This window comes from Alteraurantiacibacter aestuarii, from assembly GCF_039523595.1.
Classification (GTDB): Bacteria; Pseudomonadota; Alphaproteobacteria; order Sphingomonadales; family Sphingomonadaceae; genus Alteraurantiacibacter; species Alteraurantiacibacter aestuarii.
Genome location: NZ_BAAAFP010000002.1, coordinates 1,048,880 through 1,069,345, shown reverse-complemented (window position 1 = coordinate 1,069,345; position 20,466 = coordinate 1,048,880). Strand labels below are relative to the sequence as shown.

The window sequence follows — 20,466 nt, the reverse complement described above, 5'->3', positions numbered from 1 at the left end:
GGGTTACATTTGCGTCAATGCGGTTGGCTCCAGTGAGATTCACCGCACGTCTGCCAAGCGCCATCATATATCAATAGTTGCAATTGAATTCGGCAATTTCGGCAATGCCCAGATCGATATCCGCCTCCTTACAGGCGTATGCGGATTTCTCGTTGAATGTGATCGGAAAGTTTCAATTACATTCTATCGGTAAATGATTATGTATTGCTCAGCCACTTCGGCTTCACATAATTTGACATTATGAGGTAAACACGATGACCGAGATCGCTTCCCCGCCCGTCACCCACGGCCCGCGTTTGAACGAGCCCGCGCCGGATTTCACCGCCAAGACCACCGAAGGCACCAAGAGCCTTGCCGATTACCGCGGCAAGTGGCTGATCCTGTTTTCGCATCCGGCTGACTTCACCCCGGTGTGCACCACGGAATTCATTGGCTTTGCCCGCCATGCCGATGAATTTGCCGCGATGAATGCCGAACTGCTCGGCCTGTCGATCGATTCCAATTACGCCCATATCGCCTGGCTGCGCAGTATCGAGCAGAACTTCGGCGTGCGAATACCCTTCCCGATTATCGAGGATATCTCGATGAATGTGGCCAGCGCCTATGGCATGGTCCACCCCGGCGCATCGGACACGCAGGCAGTGCGCTCCACCTTCTTCATCGATCCGCACGGGATCCTGCGCGCAATGGTGCATTATCCCATGTCGAACGGCCGCTCGATCCCGGAATTCGTGCGCCTGCTCACGGCGATGCAGACCAGCGACGAGCACAAGATCGCCACGCCGGAGAACTGGCAGCCGGGCGAAGACGTGATCGTCCCGCCCCCGCAGACCGCCACCGCCGCGCGTGATCGCGAGAGTGAAAGCGATGGCGAAGGCTACAAATATACCGACTGGTATTTCAGCAAGAAGAGCCTCTGATCCCCCCTCCCATCCATGGAGGCTCTTTGACGAAGGCCCGGCCCTGCGAGCAGGTGCCGGGCCTTTTCATGCCGGAGCGCTTCCCGGGACTCATCCAGAGGCAGCGCGTTTCGCTTGCTTTTCGAACCGTTTTCGCCTAGCTGCGCCCCGTTCGATGGACAGGAACATGTCTGCGGCACGCTAACCTTGCATGGTCGGCATTCCACCGGGGCGCAACGTCGCCTTTTGCCATGCCTGTTTGCTGCTGCTGAGATGCCCTGTTCAAGGAACGCCTGTGCGGCATGCGGCCACACGGGCAGATCGGCCCCTTTTGGCCCGCCAAGGCAATTCCGCCAAGGTGGAGAAAAGACCCCGGAAAACAACCCGGTGGCCGGAATACAACTGAAACAGGAAACTGTCTTTTATGGCATCTACAGCCAATCCGACCCGCGATGATTTCGCGGCAATGCTCGACGAACAGCTCGGCGGCGCCGATGGCGGCTTTGAAGGCCGCGTGGTCAAGGGCACCGTTACCGCAATTGAAAACGGCATGGCCGTTGTCGACGTAGGCCTCAAGAGCGAAGGCCGCGTCTCCCTCAAGGAATTCTCGCGTGGCGATGACGACCACGGCCTGACCGTCGGCAGCGAAGTTGAAGTCTTCGTTGACCGCGTCGAAAATGCCGATGGCGAAGCCATGCTCAGCCGTGACCGCGCCCGCCGCGAAGCTGCCTGGGACAAGCTGGAAAGCGAATTTGGCGAAGGCAAGCGCGTCGAAGGCCGTATCTTCGGCCGCGTGAAGGGCGGCTTCACTGTCGACCTCGACGGCGCCGTGGCCTTCCTGCCCGGCAGCCAGGTCGATATCCGCCCCGTGCGCGATGTTACCCCGCTGATGGAAATGCCGCAGCCGTTCCAGATCCTGAAGATGGATCGCCGCCGCGGCAATATCGTGGTATCACGCCGCGCCGTGCTGGAAGAGACCCGCGCCGAACAGCGCAGCGAGCTGATCGAAGGCCTGGCAGAAGGCCAGGTTACCGAAGGCGTGGTCAAGAACATCACCGATTACGGTGCGTTCGTGGACCTGGGCGGTATCGACGGCCTGCTGCATGTCACCGACATGAGCTACAAGCGCGTCAACCACCCCAGCGAAGTGATCGAGATCGGCCAGACCGTGAAGGTCCAGATCATCCGCATCAATGCCGATACGCAGCGCATCTCGCTGGGCATGAAGCAGCTGGAAAGCGATCCGTGGGAAGGCGTCGCCGCCAAGTACCCGATTGGCATGAAGGTCAGCGGCAACGTCACCAACATCACTGAATATGGCGCATTCGTGGAACTGGAAGCGGGCATCGAAGGCCTGGTCCATGTTTCCGAAATGAGCTGGACCAAGAAGAACGTCCACCCCGGCAAGATCGTCTCCACCTCGCAGGAAGTGGAAGTCGTGGTTCTGGAAGTGGATTCGGAAAAGCGCCGCATCTCGCTCGGCCTCAAGCAGGCCCAGCGCAATCCGTGGGAAGAATTCGCCGAAACGCATCCGGTCGGCTCGACCGTGTCGGGCGAAGTCAAGAACGCCACCGAATTCGGCCTGTTCATCGGCCTGCCCGGCGATGTGGACGGCATGGTTCACATGTCCGACATCGCGTGGGGCATTTCGGGCGAAGACGCACTGGCACTTCACCGCAAGGGTGAAGAGGTCAATGCCGTGGTGCTCGATGTCGATGTCGAGAAGGAGCGTATCTCGCTCGGCATGAAGCAGCTTGAAAAGGGTGCTCCTGCCGAAGGCGGTTCCACTTCCGGTGCGCACAAGCGCGGCGATGTGGTTACCGTTACCGTGCTCGAAGTTCGCGATGGCGGCCTCGAAGTGCAGGTGGGCGACGATGGCGCAACCGGCTTCATCAAGCGTTCTGACCTTGGCCGTGATCGTGACGAACAGCGTCCCGATCGCTTCCAGACCGGTCAGAAGGTCGATGCGATGGTTACCGGCTTCGATCGTTCGAAGAAGCCCAACTTCTCCATCAAGGCCCGCCAGATCTCGGAAGAGAAGGAAGCAGTGGCACAGTTCGGTTCGTCCGATTCGGGTGCTTCGCTGGGTGACATCCTCGGCGCCGCTCTCAAGAAGGGCGAAGGCGAGTAAGCCTTTCGCTTCACAGCGACCAGAAAAAGGCCCGTCCGCGACATTCGCGGGCGGGCCTTTTCTTTTGCCGGCAGGAAAGCATAGACTGCGCGCCATGAGAGCAAGCTGCCAATGCGGAAAGCTGAGCGCCAGCGTGGCGGACAGGACGGACGCGGCCACCGTGCTGTGCCATTGCAGCGACTGCCGCAAACGCAGCGGGTCGCCCTTTGGCGCGATGGCCTATTTCCCCAGAGATGCGGTCAGTGTGGAGGGTGAGGCGCGCGAATTCACCCGGCCAAGCGACAACGGTTTCACGTTTACCACCGGTTTTTGCCCCGATTGCGGCAGCACCGTGTATGGCCTTGCAAGCCGCATGCCCCAGATCATGGGGCTGACGCTGGGAACGCTGGAGGAAGGGGCACAGCTTGCGCCCACCCGGTCCGTGTATGAACAGGGCCGCTTCGACTGGGTTCAGGTGCCCGGCGGCATCCCCCGCCACCAACAGGGACGAGGAAGCTGATATGAGCCAGATTGAAATCCACCAATTCCCCTGCCTGTCGGACAATTACGGCTATCTGGTGCACGATCCGGCCAGCGGCGAGACGACCTGCATCGATACGCCCGATGCCGATGAGTACCTGCGCCAGGCGGCGCTGAAGGGGTGGACGATCACGCAGATCTGGAACACCCACTGGCATCCCGATCACGCCGGCGGCAATGAAGCGATCAAGGCCGCGACCGGATGCACCATCACCGCCCCGCTGGGCGATGCCGAGAAGATCGCCGGGATTGACCGCACCGTGCGCGATGGCGACCTGGTGAAGCTGGGAGATCACACAGCGCAGGTGATCGACGTGAGCGGCCACACCATGGGCCACATCGCCTATCACCTGCCCGGCAGCGACATGGCTTTCGTGGGCGACAGCGTGTTTGCGCTGGGCTGCGGGCGGATGTTCGAAGGCACCGCCCCGCAATTCTGGGATTCGCTGGTGCGGGTGCGTTCGCTGCCGCCGCAGACCGTGCTTTATTGCGCGCACGAATATACCGCATCCAACGCCCGTTTCGCGCTCCACGCCGATCCTGAGAATGAGGCGCTGCGGGCCTATGCGGATGAGATCGCCGACAAGCGCAGCCGCGATGAGCCGACGGTTCCCTTTGTGCTGGAGCGTGAATTGCACACCAACCCGTTCCTGCGCGCAGACGATCCATCGTTGCAAGCCCGCTGGGGCGGCGATCTGCCGTACCAGACTTTCGCCGCACTCAGGGCCGCGAAGGACAGTTTCTGATCCGCGCCTGATTTACGGCTGACGGGGCGCCATCAGCCCGCGATCGACCATCCAGTCCTCGATCCGTCCGGGCCAGCGCTGGAGCGAGACCAGATCGCTCGCCTCGCCCATGTTATAGGCGTGGCCGCCCTCCTGGTAGATGTGCAGTTCGGCAGAACCGCCAGCGGCGCGGTAGGCGAGGAAGATGTCGATGACGGGCTGCGAACAGCATTCATCGTCGGCAGCGGCGGATAGCAGCAAGGGCGGCGCGCCGGGCCCGGTATCCTCCACATCGCCGTGCATCGGGCCGGGAAATACCAGTATGCCGAAATCGGGCCGCGCATCGCCCCGGTCCAGCGCATCGCCTGCCCCTTCGGGCGGCACGGGCGGACTGAGCAGCGTCATGCGCGCCAGTTCCCCGCCTGCCGAAAAGCCCATCACGCCGATCTTGTGCGGATCGAGCGCAAATTGATCGGCCCGCGCGCGGATCAGTCGCACGGCGCGTTCTGCATCCTGGCGCGCATCTTCAATATCCCACGGCGACACCTCCTCATTGGCAAGGCGGTAATAGAGCACGAAGGCGCTCACTCCGCGGGCGGCGAACCAGCGCGCCACATCAGTGCCTTCGGTCGTGGTGACGAGGAATTCATGCGCCCCGCCCGGCATGATCACGACAGAAGCGCCGGTGCCCGTTCCGGCGGCAGCGGGGAAATGGACGATGGCCGGATCGTTGACCTGCCGCGTCCAGTATTCTCGCGAGACCTGGGCGATCTCTCGCCGCTCCTCATGGCCGGGAACGCCATTGTCCCACAGCGCGATGCGCGTGCCGGGGTCCTCTGCATCCTGAGCCACAGCGCTTGCGGCCGGCAGCAACAACAGCGCCGGCAACAGGCCGCGCACACATCTCATCATCCACCCTCTCCCACAGTGAGCGGATGGTGCTGTGCGCGGGTGCTGCCGTCAAGCAGCGCACGGTTTATAGTTCGGAGATGACCTTGTCGGCCAGCGCTGCATCGGCAGCAGCATCATGCTTTTCGGCAATCAGCGCGGCAGCCGCAGCGGTGGAGGCATCGGCCGCGCGGGCGCGCAGGTGATCGATAGCCAGACGTTCGGCAGCGGCGATCTTCTCGCCCGCCATCTTCTCACGCCGGGCGATCATGGCCGCGGTGTCGCTTTCGGCCTTGGCGATGATCGAATCCGCCTCAACCTGGGCGTTCTCGATCATCGATGCTGCGTCCTTTTCCGCATTGGCGATCTTGGCCGCATATTCGGCGCGCAGCGCTTCGGCTTCTTCGCGCAGCTTGCGGGCTTCATCCAGCTGTTCGCGGATGGTGGCGATCTTGGCGTCAAGACCGCCGGCAATGGTCTTGTGCACCTTGGCGCCGAAAATGGCGATCAGGATCAGCACCAGCATGGCCAGCGAAACCCACTGGAACGGCACCAGGCCGAGCAGCTCGGGTTCGGCATGCTCCACTGTTCCGCCGTGGCCTTCTTCGACGAAGGTCTGGGCGGCTTCGGTTTCAAAAACCTGCGGCAGAGGAGTTTCCGGATTAGCCATTGGCCATCATCGCCTTCTTAACAGCGGCACCAGCCACAGACTTGGTCACTTTGACACCAGCAAGGCGGGCCACGATATCCTGCGCCGCTTCGCTGGCGACAGCTTCGATCTCGGCCGCAGCAGCATGGCTGGCAGCGGCAATGCGCGCTTCGGCCTCAGCTGCCTGTGTGTCGATCGCAGCCTGTACGGTTGCGAGTTTCGCTTCTGCAGAAGTTGCGGCCTTGGCCTTGGCTTCATGCACCAGAGCCTGCGCGGCGGCACGATTTTCATTCTCGCGCTTGCGCCAGGCATCTTCCTGTTCGTCCGCAGCATCACGGGCGGCCTGCGCTGCGGCAAGGTCGTCGGCAATCTGCTTGTCGCGCATGCCGATGTTATCCATCACACGCGGCACCATGCCCCGTCCGATGACGAAGAACACCGCGCCAAACACGACCAGCAACCAGAAAACCTGGCTGGACCATGTCTCGAGGATTTGGGCAATCTGGGGCATGGACGGATTCCGTCTGTCAACAGGAGAACAGGTTCAAACCCCGGCCAGACGATGATCGCCCGGCCGGGAAGGATTTGGTCGATCAGGCGACGAAGATCAGGATCATCGCGACGACGAAGGCCAGCAGGCCGAGCAGCTCGGCAGCGGCGAAGCCGATGAACAGGCGGCCCTGCTGGCCGTCTGCCGCACCCGGATTGCGCAGTGCGCTTTCAAGGAACGAGCCGAATACGTTACCCACACCGATGGCGGCCATGCCGGCACCGATAGCAGCGAGACCCGCACCAACGAGCTTTGCAGCTTCTGCGTCCATTATTATAACTCCTTTGTGTAAATTCTATTGGTCGAAACAGGCGATTAGTGAAGGTTCTCGGCGTCGTTTATATACAGCGACGAGAGCAGTGCGAAGACATAGGCCTGGATGCCCGCAACGAGGATTTCCAGGGCGCAGATGCCAATCATCAGGATGAAGCTGAGCACGCCGACCACAGGGCCGATGCCACTGGAAAAGGCGTTCATGCCATCGATCACGAAGCTGGACAGCACTTCAAGCAGCACGTGTCCGGCCATCATGGCCACGAACAGTCGCAGGCCGAGGCTGAAGGGACGCACGAGGAAGGAAATCAGTTCGATCGGGAAGATGATCGGGATCATCGGCAGCGGCGTGCCCTGCGGCACGAACAGGCTGAAGAAATGCAGGCCATGCTTCCAGAAACCGACGATCAGCACGATCGAAAAGCTCATGATCGCGAGCACGCCGGTGACGGTGAAGTGGCTGGTGAAGGTGAACGGGTGCACGCCGACAACGCCCAGCGGCATCAGCCCCAGCAGGTTGGCGAACAGGATGAACATGAACAGGCTGAAGATATAAGGCACATATTTGCGCCCCGCCTTGCCCACATTGGCTTCCAGCATGTCATCGACAAAACCGGTGAAGCTTTCCACAGCCATCTGCCAGCGGCCGGGCACCAGCTCGCGCTTCATGCCGCCAAACATGAAAACCCACAGCGCGATGGCAGAGATCGCCATCCACAGCGCACTGTTGGTAAAGGCAATGTTGTAGCCTGCCAGTTCCCAACCACCGGAGCCGAAAAGCGGCTCGATGGTGAACTGGTGCATAGGATCGACCTTGGCCGTTTCGCCTGCCACTGTGTTTCGCTTCCCTAAACCTGCCAGAACCTTGAAAACCGCTCGCCCGAAAATCAGTCCGGGCGGCGGTTCGAAATTCGTATTATGTTCCTGAAGGCGACAATTATCCCGAAGAACAACATCACCAACAGACCCCAGGGGCTGGTACCGGCAAGCCTGTCTATGGCCCAGCCGATAACGGCCCCTCCAAGAGGCCCACCGATTAGCTGCGCAAGCACCTGGTTACCGAGCCGGTAATTGGCATCGGCACCCTGGACCTGCGGCCGGTTGCGCTGTTCTTCCCGCTCGCGTGCAGCCTTGAGCCGCTCTTCGAGCGCGTCGATCCGCGCATCCTCACCGATGGGTTCCCGTGCGGGACTTTCTTCGCTCATGCCTACTCCTCTTGCAAGGCGACGGCACGGGCAACGAAAGGTGCCCGCCAAGGGCGCCGCCCCCTTAGGCGGGGGTCATATTCGAGTCAACCGGTGGGGTAGCAATCTTCCCGCTTTTAGGGGCAACGCGCATCGCGCAACGGGGGCGCAGAGGTGCGCCTTTGCCAGCTGCCATCGGGCGCCTGATACATCTCGCCCACTTCCGTGCGGGAAATGGCGAGACAGCCGGCGGTCAGCGCGTAGCTTTCCAGCGTGGCATTTTCTGCCTGCGCACGCTCGGTATAAACGGCGCGGCGGCGATTGTTGAGATCATTGACCATGGCCTGCAATTCGGGCGTGGCATTGCCGACGATGCCCAGATAGCCATCCATCTTCTCGCCTATCTGGCCATTGGCGCGCGCCGCCGCATAGGCGGGATCGCGCTGTGCCGAAGCTGGCACGGCCAATGTGCCCACCATCATGGCGGCCATCGCGGCATGCAGGGCAAATCGGCGGATCGGGTTATTGTTCATGTTTCGGCTCCGTCAGAAAATGTCGGCGTTTTCATCAATCGCATTCCCGGCGTCCTCTGCCAGGCGGTAAATCACTTCCTGCGTGATGTTGATGTTGAGTTCGATCACGATCGGTTCTGACGGCGCGTTCACCGTTATACAGCCCGATAGCGCCAGCAAACCCGCCAGCAAGCCTGGCAACAACACCGCGCTCCGCGTTGGAAATGCCTTAAGGTCCCTCATCGGGTCCTTATGCGCTCCGCAGCGTTGGTTGGTCAATTTGACGGTGTTCATGGCATTGCCTCGCTTTCGGGGGGCTGAATATCGGATTCATCTGGAAGTGTGGCTGGACGTTGCCTGTTGCCGGGCACGAACCGTGTGCCGTCATCGCTCATCAGGCCCAGAGTGCGCGGATCGCGCACGGCGGAAGGATCATACAAGGAACGCAGGTCTGTCATCATCTGGTAGAACGGCGCGCGCACGTTGACGATGAAGCGGATCGGCAGGTTGGCGATGCGCCGGGTGATGAAATTGCTCTGAGTCCCCTGGCCCTGGCTGACCCCGTCAAAGCGCACGCGGGTGACCAGTTCGCCGGTCAGCGGGCCATTCATGGCAATGCTCATTTCCCGGTAATCGAGGCTGCGTAGCGCGGCGAAGGCGAAATTCACCATCGGCGTCATGTCCTCATAGGTCAGCTCCCCGACATAGGAGACATTGCCACCGGGCGGCCGCGCCACAAGTTGCCCGCCTTCCAGCTGGCCATTGCCCATTGCGTCAAACACAATCGGTATGGTGCCGTCAAACATGCCCGACGCGCTGAGATTGTTGAGGTCCATGTGATCGATGAAGCGGGATGCTTCCAGACCCCTGAGATCGAAAACATAGCGCCGCACTTCCTCCACCCCGATGGACATGGTGAGCGGCCGCATGGTCAGTTCCCCGCCCATGAACGGCCAGCGCGCTTCCTCCAGCTCCAGCAGCGTGCCGCCGCGCAGGGAGAAGGCGACCTCGCCATCATAGACCTCGATCCCCGGGTTGATGGCGTCGATGTAGATGCGCTGGCCGGGCGCGGTGGTCAGGCCCAGCAGATCGGTGAAAACCACCGTCCCGCGCGCGCCCTTTACCGGGCCGAAGGCTGCGGCAAGATCGAGCCTGTCGCTGGAGAATGTGCCGGTGCTGGTGATCGCCTGTGCATCCCAGTCTATCCGCCCGCGCCCGGTGACCGTGCCATCCACCAGGCTGACCACGCCATAGGAAAGTTCGGAAAGGTCGCGGGGCTGAAAATCCGGGCGGAAGGTCAGCGCATTGACCAGCAGGTCCGCATGGCCCGCCGCCGTGCCAAGGTCATGCGCCATCGTCACGTTCACCACTCTGGCATCGCTGGCCGGATGATGCAGTTCGAAGGCGCTGGTGATGCGGTTGTCTGCCAGTGAGAGCGTGGCACCTTGGGCGGTGAGCGGGTTGAAGCGGTCTACCGCCTGGCGATCTTCCAGCGTGAAGCGCGCGTCCGATATGTCCAGCCTGCCAGCGGTAAAGCGCCAGTTGCCACTGGCCCGCAGGACATCCAGCGGTACGGCATCGAGCAGCACGTCCACGCCGGTGAATATCCCCGAAATCTCCTCTCCCAACTGGGCCGAAACATCTTCCAGCACGAACTTCATCGGCGACGCTACTGGCCCCATCTCGATATCGAGGTTGCGCGCCGACAGGGCGCCTGGATAGGCGATTCCCACCGGCCCGCTGGCAATGCGGATCGGCGTTTCCCCCAGCATACCCGCCAGTTGCAGCGAGGGCGTGCCCGCCGCCAGTGCCAGTCCGCCCGGTCCATAGCTCAGGATGGGGGAGCCGGACGGCGGACATAGCGTCACCTGCTGGCGGCCCAGTTCAAGGCTGGAGACAACCAGCCGGTCAAAGCGAACAGCGGTGCAGCCATCCCACATCGACAGCGCGCCGGAGGAGGATATTCTGCCCGTCAGCGGCACGGCCAGATCGCTGGCAAAGCCACCGGGCAAGGCTCCGCTCGCCACCAGATTGCCGGTGAAGGTCAGGGCACCATTGCGGCTTTGCGTCAAATGCAGGTCCGGCAGCGCCAGATGCGCATCGCCGGCGGCATAATCGGGCATCTGCATGCGCAGTTCCAGCGCGCCACTTGCGCCTTGCTCCATCCGCCCGGAAATGCGCGGCAGTCCGGTGCCGCCGGTGATGAAATTGCCCGAGAACAGCGGCAGGCCGGAATCGCCGCCAGAATCCGGGCCAGAATCCGGTCCAGTTTCAGGAAACGCCAGCTGCGCGCGGGAGAGCGCCAGCAGGCTGGCTCCGCTGCGTCCGCGCAGATTCGCTTGCGGCACGGTCAGGCTCAGCCGGTCATCCTTGCGCCGGGCGATGAGACTGGCCGAGAACGTGCTGCCGCGCGTTTCTGCCGCCAGTTGCCGCCCCAATTTGCCCAGCAGCGGGGCAATCAGCGTGCCCTCTGCCGCCTGCGCGCTGTCTGCCAGCGTCTGCATCAGCGCGGCGCCGGGGATGATATTGGTGCCGCTGGCCTGCGCCTCCACATCCACCATGGCGAATTGATCGCGCCCGCGCACGGTGCCTTCGATCGCCAGCGCGGCGATGCGCGCGGCAGGCGTGGTAATGTCGCGCCCCTGCACGTCGTAGCTGGCGATCAGATTGCCGTCGCGCCAGGCGAAATCGCCCTCGCCCTGCATCGCGGCGATGCGATTGCCGACCAGGTCGCTCTGACCCAGCCGCATGCCCACCTCGCCCTCCAGATCGGCCAGATTGCGATCAGCGCGCAGAGTCAGGGCGATGGCCCCATCCTGCATCGCCAGACCGCCATCGGCGCAGGATAGCGCATCGAAGCGCACCGGCCCTTCAAACTGCGGGCGCTCGGCATCTATCTCCAACGCGCCGAATATGGTCGCCTGCCGCGCTTCACAGCCGGGCAGGTGCAGCATGGGGGCCACGCCCGCCAGTTCGCCGGCAAAGCCGCCGCGCAAGTGCCCCGCCCCTTCCAGCCGCAGCGCCAGCGGGCCATAATCGCCTTCCACCAGTGCGCGGCCATCATGCACGGTCAGGCGCATGTCGGGAAATTCGAACGGTCCCTCTTCGCCGGTGAACACCAGCGGGTCGAGCGCGCCGAAGCTCAGCTCGCCATCGATGATGGTGCCGAACAGGCGCGGCTGGTCGAGGATCAGATGGCTGACGCTGGGAAGGCCAAGGCGCGGCTCCAGGCGGATCTCGGCGCGCTCAATGGTCAGGTCAGGCGCGGCGGGATCACCGATCACGATATTGGTCAGAACCTGCGCGCCCGGCTCTATACTCTCGATATCGTAGGTCGCCTCCACCCCGTAGCCATCCAGCATATCGGTGATCAGCTGCTGGGCGATCTGCTCCCGCCTGATCCACGCAAGCGCCAGCGCGACCACCAGTGCCAGCAGCAGAAGCAGGGCAATAGCGCGGCCAATGCGCCGCTTTCGGCGCGGTGCGACCTCTGGGGCTGCGTGGGAACTTTCATGCGCCATGAAGCGCAACACTTGCGCGAGGCGGGCGGCAAAGGCAATGCACATCAATCGATAAAGGGAGCGCCCGATTGCCGGAGAAACAGCCAGAAGCCGCTGAAAATCAGCAGCATGGCGGGATTGGCCACCGCGCGCGCCTGCGCGATCGGCTGCTGAGCGGCGGGGCAGAGGCGCTGGCCGATTACGAAGTGCTGGAATATCTGCTGTTCGGTGCACGCGCACGCGGTGACACCAAGCCGCAGGCCAAGGCGCTGCTGGCGCGCTTTGGCACGCTGGCGGGCGTGCTGAATGCCGAACCGGAAGCGTTGAAACAGGTCAAGGGCCTGTCCGATGCCAGCGTGGGCGCGCTGAAGATTGCCGCACTGGCGGCACGGCGTATGGCCCGTAGCGAAGTCTCGCAGAATGCCATTCTGGGCAGCTGGCAGGCGCTGCTGGACTATCTCGCCATCGACATGGCGCATCTGAACCATGAGCGGGTGCGCGTGCTCTATCTCAATACGCGGAACCGGCTGCTGCTGGACCACCTTGTGCATGACGGCACGATTGACGAGGCATCGATACACCCGCGCGAAGTGATCAAGCGCGGGCTGGATATCGGCGCCAGCGCGCTGATCCTGGTGCACAACCACCCCAGCGGCAATCCCGAACCCAGCCGCGAGGATATCCGCATGACGCACCGCATTGCCGAGGCCGGACAGCTGCTGGGCATCACCGTGCACGACCATGTGATCGTGGGCAGCGAAGGGCAGGTCTCGCTGCGCGCCAAGGGCCTGCTCTAGCGCGCCACTATCAACGCGCCCCTATCAACGCGCCAAAATCAACGCGGCGGTATTACCCCGTGGCGGGCGTAGAATTCCGCCAGTTGCGGCAACATGCGCAGGGCAGTGGTGATATCGTTCGATCCATCCTCGTCCCCCGCAGTCAGACGCACGACCCCCCGCAGATACATTGACGGCGCCAGACCCGGCGCCACTTCCAGCGCTGCGTCCAGATCATCTATCGCCTGTTGCAGATCGCCCAGTCGAAAGCGCACCAGCGCCCGGCTATCCAGCGCAGGCGCGGAATTGCTCGAGCGCTCGACAGCGCGGGTGCACTGGTCCACCGCATCGTCCAGAGCGACGTTGAACAGGCCGCGATACCAGCAATCGGCATTGAGCGCGGTACCATTGGTGGGCTTGTCCGCCACCTCATCCGCGATCAGCGACAGGCCGCTTTCAACATCGCCATCAAGCCCGGATACGGTTGCCATCACGTCTGTCAGGCTCAGCCGGTCCTCTTCGCCCACGGGCAGGAATTCGAGCAGTTCGTTGGCCTCTGCGGTGTGGCCATCATAGGCCATCATCCGCGCGAGCGAGAAGGCCGTGCCATTTTGCGGATCGAGGTCATAGGCGGCCTGAAGGTCGGCAATCGCCTCCTCGCGCCGCCCCAGCGCTTCCAGCACGGAACTGCGGTTGTGCAAGGCCCACGCAGAGGGTGTTTCCTCCACCAGCAGGTCAAAATCGGCCAGCGCCTGTTCGAATTCATAGATATTCATCAGGAACATCGCGCGCGCTTGCAGCGGGCCGTAATCATCCTTGTCGGCAAAATCGATGGCAGCTTCATATGCAGCCAGGATCGGCGCGGCGCGGCGGCGGCGCTCCTCTTCAGAAAGGTCCCAGCGCCAGGTCACCTGAGTGGGCGTGGCGAGCGAGACGATATCGCTTTCCAGCCGCCTGGCCGCGCGCTTGGCCGCGCCCAGTTCGGAGGCGGGGATTTCTCCCAGGGCGAGGAAATTCTCCGCCTGCACATGCAGCACACCGTCTTCGATCCGGGCATCGCGGGTGATCCGCAGATTGCCAAAACCGCTATCCATCTGCGCATCGCCGGTCAGCGAATAGCCTGCGCCGCCATCGGGCAGCGTGAGGTTGGTTTCAAACCGCTGGCGGCCCGGACCCGGCGTGGCAACGGGAATTTCACGCCAGCTTGGCCGGGCACGGTCGGGGTTGAAGCCGGAAGGATCAATGCCCGAAGTAACGTCCATTTCCATGCGTCCGTCGCGCCATTCGAACAAGGTCGAGGCGACGCCTTCCAGATGCACGGTGCCGATGGCCTTCTCGGCATCATAGGTCACATCGATGGCGGATATGCGCACGCCCTCCAGCCCGTTGCCGGGTCCAAAGCGCGCTGCCAGCTGGCGAAGAACTTCAGGACTGTCGGCATCGACAATTGCCCGCAAGGGCACGCCGCCGGGACCGAAAATGCGCATGTCGCCGGTGAACAGCACGGGGAAATCGGCACCGGCGGAATGATCCACATTCATGGTCATGATCATTTGCGGACTGGCCAGATCGCGCTGCTCCATCGGCATCAGGCCAGAGCCGCCTTCGCGCAGCGGCAGGGCGTAGAAGAACGGCGGCACGTCGGCGATATTGGCCAGACGCGTGGCGGCGCTGGTCCCGTCGAGCCAGTAATCCGTGCCATTCAGCTCCGCATGCACAATCATGTGGTTGAAGGCCGCGGGCAGCGGCAGCAGTTCAGGAATGGCATCGCCGCCCTGCGTGGTGACCAGCACCACTTCCGACGTAATGCCCATTTCGCGCAGCAGCGACAGCAGCAGCACGGATTTGGCCTTGCAGTCGCCGTAGCGCTTTTCCCAGGTATCCTCGGCCGCCTGCGGCAGGTAATTGCCGCCGTCCAGCCCATCAAGAAGATAGCTCACTTCGTCCTGCACCAGCCGCACGGCCAGCGCCATGCGCTCCAAAGGATCGCTTGTGCGGGCCATGATATCGGCGGCCTGCCGTGCCACGGCGGAGCCGGGTTCAAGGCGGGCTGCCTCCTCGAAATGCGGGGTCATCACCGCGGACAGGTCCTGCCAGCTGGCAAAACTGCCCACGCGCAACACTTCGGGCCGGCGATAGCGGGTGGGCGCATCGCGCGGCACGGGATCGCGCTGAGACAGCGGAAGGTCTATATCAAGAACGAGGTAGTCGCCGCGCTCGAAAGGCTCACCCAGATTGATGCGGTCCTCTGCGCGGAAATAGATATCTTCGTCCTTGGGCCAGCTGACGATGGCGCGGGCCATGCCCACCTGCCACGGCGCGGAGGGCAGGAACTGGGTGACCTGCACGTCCTCTCCCAACGCCTGATCGTCAGTGGTGATGGTGTAGGCAATGCGCAGCACATCGCCTTCGCGCAGGCCCGGCACCGCCAGCGTGGCAGTCAGCGCGCCATCGAGCAGACGCTGTTCCAGCCCCTGTTCGCGCCGCAGCACATCGAAGGTCACACCCTGCCCCACCAGATCGAGCACCGTGCCATCGCGGTGAATCTCCAGCCGGTGAATGGTGATATCGCCCTTGTCGGGCATCCACTGGAAAGTCAGCGTGCCCTGCTGCATCAGCGCCTGCGGATTCTCTATGCGCACCGCATGATCGGTATAGGCATGGACCACCCCGCCCTCGATCCGGTGCTGCCAGTCATACAGCAGTTCCGGAGGGCCGTTTTCTTCCAGCGCCATGTCGAAATCAGCCTGATCCACCCAGTCGGGGACATCGCCGTAAAGCACTTCGTCGCCAGCATAAGCAGGCGCGGCCATGATCACGGCCGAACAGAACAGGGCGGCGCGCAGACTTTTCATCAACAAATCCTCAATCGCCGCAGCAACGGCTGGTTTTGCAAGAGACTATAGCACAAGCACAATTATGCAATCGGAGCTGCAGCGCGGGAAATCACCGGTGCGCCCCCTTGCCATCGGGCCGCGCGCGTCCTAGCCGCGCGGCTTACCCCATTTGCGCAAGAGAGATATCCATGGTCCCCCGTTATGCCCGCCCTGCCATGACCGCGATCTGGGATCCGGAGGCGAAGTATCGCATCTGGTTCGAGATCGAGGCCCACGCCACTCAGAAACTGGGTGAGCTGGGCGTGGTCCCCGAAAGCGGGCCAAAGGCGCTGTGGGACTGGTGGAACACCAATCCCAAGGTCGACGTGGAAGCGATCGATGCCAAGGAAGCCATCCTCAAGCATGACGTTATCGCCTTTCTTGACTGGGTGGCAGAACAGGTCGGCCCCGAAGCGCGCTTCATGCATCAGGGCATGACCAGTTCGGACGTGCTCGACACCACTCTGGCGGTGCAGCTGGTGCGCGCCACCGATCTGCTGCTGGAAGACATGGACGCGCTGCTGGCCGCCATCAAGCGCCGCGCGCTGGAGCATAAATACACCCCCACCATCGGCCGCAGCCACGGCATTCATGCGGAGCCGACCACTTTCGGCCTCAAGCTGGCGCAGGCCTATGTCGAGTTCGAACGCGGCAGGAAGCGTCTGGTCGCAGCGCGTGAGGAGATCGCCACCTGCGCCATTTCCGGCGCGGTCGGCACCTTCGCCAATATCGATCCCAGCGTTGAGGAATATGTCGCCGAGAAGCTGGGGCTGGCGGTGGAGCCGGTCTCCACCCAGGTAATCCCGCGGGACAGGCATGCGGCATATTTCGCCACGCTGGCGGTAGTCGCCAGCTCGATTGAGCGGGTAGCGGTGGAAATCCGCCACCTGCAGCGCACCGAAGTGCTGGAGGCGGAGGAATATTTTGCGCCCGGCCAGAAGGGCAGCTCGGCCATGCCGCACAAGCGCAATCCGATCCTGACCGAAAACCTTACCGGACAGGCGCGCATGATCCGCGCCTACGCCCTGCCCGCGATGGAAAACGTGGCGCTTTGGCATGAGCGGGATATCTCCCACTCCTCGGTCGAGCGGTTCATCGGCCCCGACGCCACCATCACGCTGGACTTCGCTCTCGCCCGCCTGACAGGCGTGATCGACAAGCTGCTGATCTATCCCGAACGGATGCAGAAGAACCTCGATAAGATGGGCGGGCTGGTCCATTCGCAGCGCGTGCTGCTGGCGCTGACGCAGGCGGGTATCACCCGCGACAACGCCTATCGCCTGGTTCAGCGCAATGCGATGAAGGTGTGGGAATCGGATGGCGCTCTGTCGCTGCTGGAACTGCTCAAGGCCGATCCTGAAGTGGCCGCCGCGATGAGCGAGCAGGAGCTGGAGGAGAAGTTCAACCTCGATTACCACTTCAAGCATGTGGATACGGTGTTTACCCGCGTGTTTGGCTAAGCGGCTTCACAAGGCCGGACTTCACAAGGGGAAACATTGCCCCTAGCATCGCCGAAGAGGTATTGAGGAGGAGAGAGCCATGCAAATCGTACGCACAGTCATATGGGTGCTGCTGCTGGTTGCATTGATGGTGTTTTCCTATGCCAACTGGCAGCCGATATCGGTGCGGATCTGGGATAACCTGCTGATCGATACGGTGCTGCCGGCCATCGTGGTGGTCTCCTTCGTGATCGGCTTCCTGCCGATGTGGCTGTATCACCGCGCCGGGAAATGGCAGCTCAAGCGCCGCATCGCCGCGCTGGAAAGCGCCGCGCGCACCGCCGCTGCCACGCCCATCGTGCAGCCGGTGGTGGACGAGGAGCCGACACCGCTTTCGGCAGACAGCGATACGCGCGACACCACGCCGGGCATGCCGCCGATATGAGCAACCCGGTCTATCTGGCGCTCGACCTGCCGCAGCTCGATGCGGCAAAGGCCCTGGCCGAGAAGGTCAAGGGCCACGTCGGCGGCCTGAAACTGGGGCTGGAGTTCTTCTGCGCCCACGGTGCGCATGGCGTGCATGAAATTGCCCACGTCGGCCTGCCGATCTTCCTCGACCTGAAACTGCATGACATCCCCAACACCGTGGCCGGCGCGATGCAGGCGCTGCACGTGCTGGAACCCGCCATCGTCACCGTTCATGCCGGCGGCGGGCGGGCGATGATGGAAGATGCCAAGGCCGCTGCGGGCGAAAACTGCAAGGTTGTGGGCGTGACCATGCTCACCAGCATGGATGAGCGCGATCTGCTGCGCACCGGCGTATCGGGCACTCCGCATGACCATGTGATGCGGCTGGCAGAGCTGGCACAGGATTCGGGCCTCGATGGGATCGTGTGTTCCGGGCAGGAAGTGAAAGCGGTGCACAAGCAGTGGAAGAACGGCTTTTTCGTCGTCCCCGGCCTGCGCCCCGCAGGATCCGCGGTGGGCGACCAGAAGCGCGTCGTCACCCCGCGCGCCGCACGCGATGATGGTGCATCGGTGCTGGTCATCGGCCGCCCGATCAGCCGCGCGGAAGATCCCGCACAGGCCGCAAGGGATATTGAGGCGACGCTGTAAGCGCGCCCATGGCCGACCACGCCACGCCCAACCTGCCCGCGCGCGATTTCCTCAAGGCAGAGCGATTTTATGCCAAACTGGGCTTTCGCGCATCCTTCCGCTCCGGCCACTGGCTGATCCTGAAGAATGGCGGCGTGAGCATGGAATTCTTCCCCTGGCCCGATCTCGACCCGGCAGAAAATTCACATGGTTGCTGCATCCGGCTGGATGATCTGCACGCGATGGTAGCGCAGGCCAGCGCCGCCGGGGTTCCCGAAGCGCGTACCGGCATACCGCGCCTCGTCCCGCCGCAGCGCGATATCAGCGGGCTGACCATCGCCTATCTGGTCGATCCGGACGGAAACCTGCTGCGGCTGGTGCAGAACCCGCCGGAGAAGGGGCCGGAGAAGTGATTGCCGTCCCCTCGTCACCCTGAACTTGTTTCAGGGTCCATTTGACGGCAAGGAAGCGCATCCCATGTAAGGCGCAGCTTTTCATGCCCGGTGGATGCTGAAACGAGTTCGGCATGACGCGATCGGGATCAACCGGATTTTGTATGCAAGACACTTTGATCAAGATTTGCGGCCTATCCAGCCGGGAGAGCATCGATGCCGCCGCTGCTGCGGGCGCAACGCATGTGGGCTTTGTCCATTATGAACCCAGCCCGCGCCATCTCTCGCTTGCCGATGCCCGCGCGCTGAGTGAAACCGTGCCCGATCCGCTGCTGACGGTGCTGCTGCTGGTGAGCATGGGTCCCGACGAAACCGCCCGCGCGATTGATGCCGTGCAACCCGATGTTGTGCAGCTCCACGGCGCGGAAACGCCCGAATGGTGCGCCGCGCTGAAACAGGCGCTGCCGATCGAGATATGGAAGGCCGTGGGGGTCAGGGACCAGGCCGGTATGGAGCACGCCCAGCGCTATGTCGGCGCGGTCGACCGCATTTTGTACGATGCCCCCGCTGGCGCGCTGCCGGGCGGCAATGGGCTGGCGCTGGACTGGTCGCTGCTGTCAGGCTTCACGCACAATGCGCCGTGGGGCCTTGCGGGCGGTCTGACTCCTGCCAATGTGGCCGATGCAATCAGGCAGACCAAAGCCCCCCTTGTGGATACCTCCAGCGGCGTGGAAAGCGCGCCCGGCATCAAGGATATCGACAAGATACGGGCCTTCTGCCAAGCGGCCCGAAACGGCTGAACCGAAAGCCAGAGTGGAAACATGACCGAACAACAGCCCAACTCCTTCCGCAACCAGCCTGACGAGCGCGGCCATTTCGGCCAGTTCGGCGGTCGCTATGTGGCCGAAACGCTGATGCCGCTCGTGCTCGATCTGGAGCGTGAGTATAAGGCCGCCAAGGCAGACCCAGCCTTCAAGGCGCAGTTTGACGATCTGCTGGAGCATTACGTGGGTCGCCCAAGCCCGATGTATTATGCCGAGCGGCTGACCGAGGAACTGCGCAAGGACGCTCCGGCAGGAAAAGGCGCGCAAATCTGGTTCAAGCGCGATGAGCTGAACCACACCGGCGCGCACAAGATCAACAATTGCATCGGGCAGATCCTGCTCGCCATGCGCATGGGCAAGACGCGCATCATTGCCGAGACCGGCGCGGGCCAGCACGGCGTGGCCACCGCCACCGTGTGCGCGCGCTTTGGCCTGCCCTGCGTGATCTACATGGGCGCGACCGACGTTGCCCGCCAGCAGCCCAATGTGTTCCGCATGAAGCTGCTGGGCGCAGAAGTCGTCCCCGTCACCAGCGGCGCGGCCACGCTGAAGGATGCGATGAACGAAGGCCTGCGCGACTGGGTCGCCAATGTGCATGACACGTTCTACATCATCGGCACCGCCGCCGGCCCGCATCCCTATCCTGAACTGGTGCGCGATTTTCAGAGCGTGATCGGCACCGAAGCGCGCGCGCAACTGCTCGCCCGCACTGGCCGCCTGCCCGATCTGCTGGTGGCAGCCATCGGCGGCGGCAGCAACGCCATCGGCCTGTTCCATCCCTTCCTGGATGATCCGGATGTGAAAATGCTTGGCGTGGAAGCGGCAGGACATGGGCTGGACAAGGAACACGCAGCCAGCCTCGCAGGCGGCTTCCCCGGCATCCTGCACGGCAACAAGACCTATCTGCTGCAGGACGAGGACGGCCAGATTACCGAAGCGCATTCAATCAGCGCCGGTCTCGATTACCCCGGCATCGGCCCCGAACATGCATGGCTGAAGGAAACGGGCCGCGTGGATTATACGGCGGTCACCGACACCGAGGCTCTGGACGCCTTCCAGCTGCTGTGCCGCACCGAAGGCATCATCCCCGCGCTGGAACCCAGCCACGCGATTGCTGCTGTGGCGAAGGTTGCGCCGACCATGGACCGCGACGCGATCATCTGCGCCAACCTTTGCGGACGCGGCGACAAGGACATCTTCACCGTGGCGGAAGCTCTGGGGACGCAAATATGAA

General features: G+C 62.9%; 21 protein-coding genes. 11 read left to right on the top strand and 10 right to left on the bottom strand.

Annotated elements, in window-relative coordinates; translation table 11 throughout:
* Positions 1-254 precede the first annotated feature (254 nt).
* The 4 genes from ABDZ98_RS08740 (at position 255) to gloB (ending at position 4,295) form a co-directional block, all read left to right on the top strand.
* Positions 255-920 (top strand): peroxiredoxin, encoded by a 666-nt coding sequence (locus ABDZ98_RS08740; protein WP_160589657.1) that lies wholly within the window; start codon positions 255-257, stop codon positions 918-920.
* 403 nt (positions 921-1,323) lie between these two features.
* Positions 1,324-3,030 carry a 30S ribosomal protein S1 gene (rpsA, locus tag ABDZ98_RS08735; RefSeq protein ID WP_160589658.1) on the top strand — a complete coding sequence of 569 codons (1,707 nt, stop codon included), beginning with the start codon at positions 1,324-1,326 and terminating at the stop codon, positions 3,028-3,030.
* A gap of 94 nt (positions 3,031-3,124) precedes the next feature.
* Positions 3,125-3,529 (top strand): GFA family protein, encoded by a 405-nt coding sequence (locus ABDZ98_RS08730; RefSeq protein WP_160589659.1) that lies wholly within the window; start codon positions 3,125-3,127, stop codon positions 3,527-3,529.
* A 1-nt stretch (position 3,530) separates the two neighbouring features.
* Positions 3,531-4,295, top strand: a complete 765-nt coding sequence (gene gloB / locus ABDZ98_RS08725) for a hydroxyacylglutathione hydrolase (protein WP_160589660.1) — start codon at positions 3,531-3,533, stop codon at positions 4,293-4,295.
* 12 nt (positions 4,296-4,307) lie between these two features.
* On the opposite strand, the gene ABDZ98_RS08720 is transcribed toward gloB, so the two are convergent.
* The 9 genes from ABDZ98_RS08720 to ABDZ98_RS08680 all read right to left on the bottom strand — a co-directional run bounded on the left by ABDZ98_RS08720 (position 4,308) and on the right by ABDZ98_RS08680 (position 11,851).
* Positions 4,308-5,186 (bottom strand): alpha/beta hydrolase, encoded by an 879-nt coding sequence (locus ABDZ98_RS08720; RefSeq protein WP_237437357.1) that lies wholly within the window; start codon positions 5,184-5,186, stop codon positions 4,308-4,310.
* A gap of 64 nt (positions 5,187-5,250) precedes the next feature.
* Positions 5,251-5,832, bottom strand: a complete 582-nt coding sequence (locus ABDZ98_RS08715; protein ID WP_160589662.1) for a F0F1 ATP synthase subunit B family protein — start codon at positions 5,830-5,832, stop codon at positions 5,251-5,253.
* Positions 5,825-6,322 (bottom strand): F0F1 ATP synthase subunit B family protein, encoded by a 498-nt coding sequence (locus ABDZ98_RS08710; protein ID WP_160589663.1) that lies wholly within the window; start codon positions 6,320-6,322, stop codon positions 5,825-5,827. The genes ABDZ98_RS08715 and ABDZ98_RS08710 overlap by 8 nt, the downstream gene beginning before the upstream one ends.
* Positions 6,323-6,404: 82 nt before the next feature.
* Positions 6,405-6,632: a F0F1 ATP synthase subunit C gene (locus tag ABDZ98_RS08705; RefSeq protein ID WP_011414432.1), complete on the bottom strand. Its 228-nt coding sequence runs from the start codon at positions 6,630-6,632 to the stop codon at positions 6,405-6,407.
* Positions 6,633-6,676: 44 nt separating this feature from the next.
* Positions 6,677-7,468 carry a F0F1 ATP synthase subunit A gene (locus ABDZ98_RS08700; RefSeq protein ID WP_160589664.1) on the bottom strand — a complete coding sequence of 264 codons (792 nt, stop codon included), beginning with the start codon at positions 7,466-7,468 and terminating at the stop codon, positions 6,677-6,679.
* Between the two features lie 53 nt (positions 7,469-7,521).
* Positions 7,522-7,839, bottom strand: coding sequence for an AtpZ/AtpI family protein (locus ABDZ98_RS08695; protein WP_160589665.1), 318 nt, complete (start codon positions 7,837-7,839; stop codon positions 7,522-7,524).
* 116 nt (positions 7,840-7,955) lie between these two features.
* Positions 7,956-8,351, bottom strand: a complete 396-nt coding sequence (locus ABDZ98_RS08690; RefSeq protein ID WP_160589666.1) for a YdbL family probable chaperone protein — start codon at positions 8,349-8,351, stop codon at positions 7,956-7,958.
* A 12-nt stretch (positions 8,352-8,363) separates the two neighbouring features.
* Complete coding sequence (locus ABDZ98_RS08685; RefSeq protein WP_237437358.1) at positions 8,364-8,624, bottom strand: YnbE family lipoprotein; 261 nt, start codon at positions 8,622-8,624, stop codon at positions 8,364-8,366.
* Positions 8,621-11,851: an intermembrane phospholipid transport protein YdbH family protein gene (locus ABDZ98_RS08680; RefSeq protein WP_160589667.1), complete on the bottom strand. Its 3,231-nt coding sequence runs from the start codon at positions 11,849-11,851 to the stop codon at positions 8,621-8,623. The genes ABDZ98_RS08685 and ABDZ98_RS08680 overlap by 4 nt, the downstream gene beginning before the upstream one ends.
* 68 nt (positions 11,852-11,919) lie before the next feature.
* Here ABDZ98_RS08680 and radC point away from each other — a divergent pair, with 68 nt between their 5' ends.
* The gene (radC, locus tag ABDZ98_RS08675) at positions 11,920-12,627 is read left to right on the top strand and encodes a RadC family protein (protein WP_160589668.1); all 708 of its coding nucleotides are present in this window, start codon (positions 11,920-11,922) and stop codon (positions 12,625-12,627) included.
* A 38-nt stretch (positions 12,628-12,665) separates the two neighbouring features.
* Here the strand turns inward: radC and ABDZ98_RS08670 are convergent, their stop codons facing one another.
* Entirely contained in the window at positions 12,666-15,461 is a 2,796-nt protein-coding gene (locus ABDZ98_RS08670) for a DUF3857 domain-containing protein (protein WP_160589669.1), read from the bottom strand.
* Between the two features lie 170 nt (positions 15,462-15,631).
* On the opposite strand from ABDZ98_RS08670, the gene purB reads away from it, so the two are divergent.
* The 6 genes from purB (at position 15,632) to trpB (ending at position 20,465) form a co-directional block, all read left to right on the top strand.
* Positions 15,632-16,942 (top strand): adenylosuccinate lyase, encoded by a 1,311-nt coding sequence (purB, locus tag ABDZ98_RS08665; RefSeq protein ID WP_160589670.1) that lies wholly within the window; start codon positions 15,632-15,634, stop codon positions 16,940-16,942.
* Between the two features lie 79 nt (positions 16,943-17,021).
* Positions 17,022-17,366, top strand: coding sequence for a LapA family protein (locus tag ABDZ98_RS08660; RefSeq protein WP_160589671.1), 345 nt, complete (start codon positions 17,022-17,024; stop codon positions 17,364-17,366).
* Complete coding sequence (pyrF, locus tag ABDZ98_RS08655) at positions 17,363-18,037, top strand: orotidine-5'-phosphate decarboxylase (protein ID WP_160589672.1); 675 nt, start codon at positions 17,363-17,365, stop codon at positions 18,035-18,037. Before ABDZ98_RS08660 ends, pyrF begins: the two co-directional genes overlap by 4 nt.
* A gap of 8 nt (positions 18,038-18,045) precedes the next feature.
* Positions 18,046-18,429 (top strand): bleomycin resistance protein, encoded by a 384-nt coding sequence (locus ABDZ98_RS08650; RefSeq protein ID WP_160589673.1) that lies wholly within the window; start codon positions 18,046-18,048, stop codon positions 18,427-18,429.
* A 143-nt stretch (positions 18,430-18,572) separates the two neighbouring features.
* Positions 18,573-19,208 (top strand): phosphoribosylanthranilate isomerase, encoded by a 636-nt coding sequence (locus ABDZ98_RS08645; RefSeq protein WP_160589674.1) that lies wholly within the window; start codon positions 18,573-18,575, stop codon positions 19,206-19,208.
* A gap of 21 nt (positions 19,209-19,229) precedes the next feature.
* Positions 19,230-20,465, top strand: a complete 1,236-nt coding sequence (gene trpB / locus ABDZ98_RS08640) for a tryptophan synthase subunit beta (protein ID WP_160589675.1) — start codon at positions 19,230-19,232, stop codon at positions 20,463-20,465.
* The last annotated feature ends 1 nt before the right edge of the window (position 20,466 follow it).

What these genes read in the sequence shown, in the direction of transcription:
- ABDZ98_RS08740 (WP_160589657.1), top strand. Translation starts at nt 255, where the DNA reads ATGACCGAGATCGCTTCCCCGCCCGTCACCCACGGCCCGCGTTTGAAC.
- rpsA (WP_160589658.1), top strand. Translation starts at nt 1,324, where the DNA reads ATGGCATCTACAGCCAATCCGACCCGCGATGATTTCGCGGCAATGCTC.
- ABDZ98_RS08730 (WP_160589659.1), top strand. Translation starts at nt 3,125, where the DNA reads ATGAGAGCAAGCTGCCAATGCGGAAAGCTGAGCGCCAGCGTGGCGGAC.
- gloB (WP_160589660.1), top strand. Translation starts at nt 3,531, where the DNA reads ATGAGCCAGATTGAAATCCACCAATTCCCCTGCCTGTCGGACAATTAC.
- ABDZ98_RS08720 (WP_237437357.1), bottom strand. Translation starts at nt 5,186, where the DNA reads ATGATGAGATGTGTGCGCGGCCTGTTGCCGGCGCTGTTGTTGCTGCCG.
- ABDZ98_RS08715 (WP_160589662.1), bottom strand. Translation starts at nt 5,832, where the DNA reads ATGGCTAATCCGGAAACTCCTCTGCCGCAGGTTTTTGAAACCGAAGCC.
- ABDZ98_RS08710 (WP_160589663.1), bottom strand. Translation starts at nt 6,322, where the DNA reads ATGCCCCAGATTGCCCAAATCCTCGAGACATGGTCCAGCCAGGTTTTC.
- ABDZ98_RS08705 (WP_011414432.1), bottom strand. Translation starts at nt 6,632, where the DNA reads ATGGACGCAGAAGCTGCAAAGCTCGTTGGTGCGGGTCTCGCTGCTATC.
- ABDZ98_RS08695 (WP_160589665.1), bottom strand. Translation starts at nt 7,839, where the DNA reads ATGAGCGAAGAAAGTCCCGCACGGGAACCCATCGGTGAGGATGCGCGG.
- ABDZ98_RS08690 (WP_160589666.1), bottom strand. Translation starts at nt 8,351, where the DNA reads ATGAACAATAACCCGATCCGCCGATTTGCCCTGCATGCCGCGATGGCC.
- ABDZ98_RS08685 (WP_237437358.1), bottom strand. Translation starts at nt 8,624, where the DNA reads ATGAACACCGTCAAATTGACCAACCAACGCTGCGGAGCGCATAAGGAC.
- ABDZ98_RS08680 (WP_160589667.1), bottom strand. Translation starts at nt 11,851, where the DNA reads ATGGCGCATGAAAGTTCCCACGCAGCCCCAGAGGTCGCACCGCGCCGA.
- ABDZ98_RS08670 (WP_160589669.1), bottom strand. Translation starts at nt 15,461, where the DNA reads ATGAAAAGTCTGCGCGCCGCCCTGTTCTGTTCGGCCGTGATCATGGCC.
- purB (WP_160589670.1), top strand. Translation starts at nt 15,632, where the DNA reads ATGGTCCCCCGTTATGCCCGCCCTGCCATGACCGCGATCTGGGATCCG.
- ABDZ98_RS08660 (WP_160589671.1), top strand. Translation starts at nt 17,022, where the DNA reads ATGCAAATCGTACGCACAGTCATATGGGTGCTGCTGCTGGTTGCATTG.
- pyrF (WP_160589672.1), top strand. Translation starts at nt 17,363, where the DNA reads ATGAGCAACCCGGTCTATCTGGCGCTCGACCTGCCGCAGCTCGATGCG.
- ABDZ98_RS08650 (WP_160589673.1), top strand. Translation starts at nt 18,046, where the DNA reads ATGGCCGACCACGCCACGCCCAACCTGCCCGCGCGCGATTTCCTCAAG.
- ABDZ98_RS08645 (WP_160589674.1), top strand. Translation starts at nt 18,573, where the DNA reads ATGCAAGACACTTTGATCAAGATTTGCGGCCTATCCAGCCGGGAGAGC.
- trpB (WP_160589675.1), top strand. Translation starts at nt 19,230, where the DNA reads ATGACCGAACAACAGCCCAACTCCTTCCGCAACCAGCCTGACGAGCGC.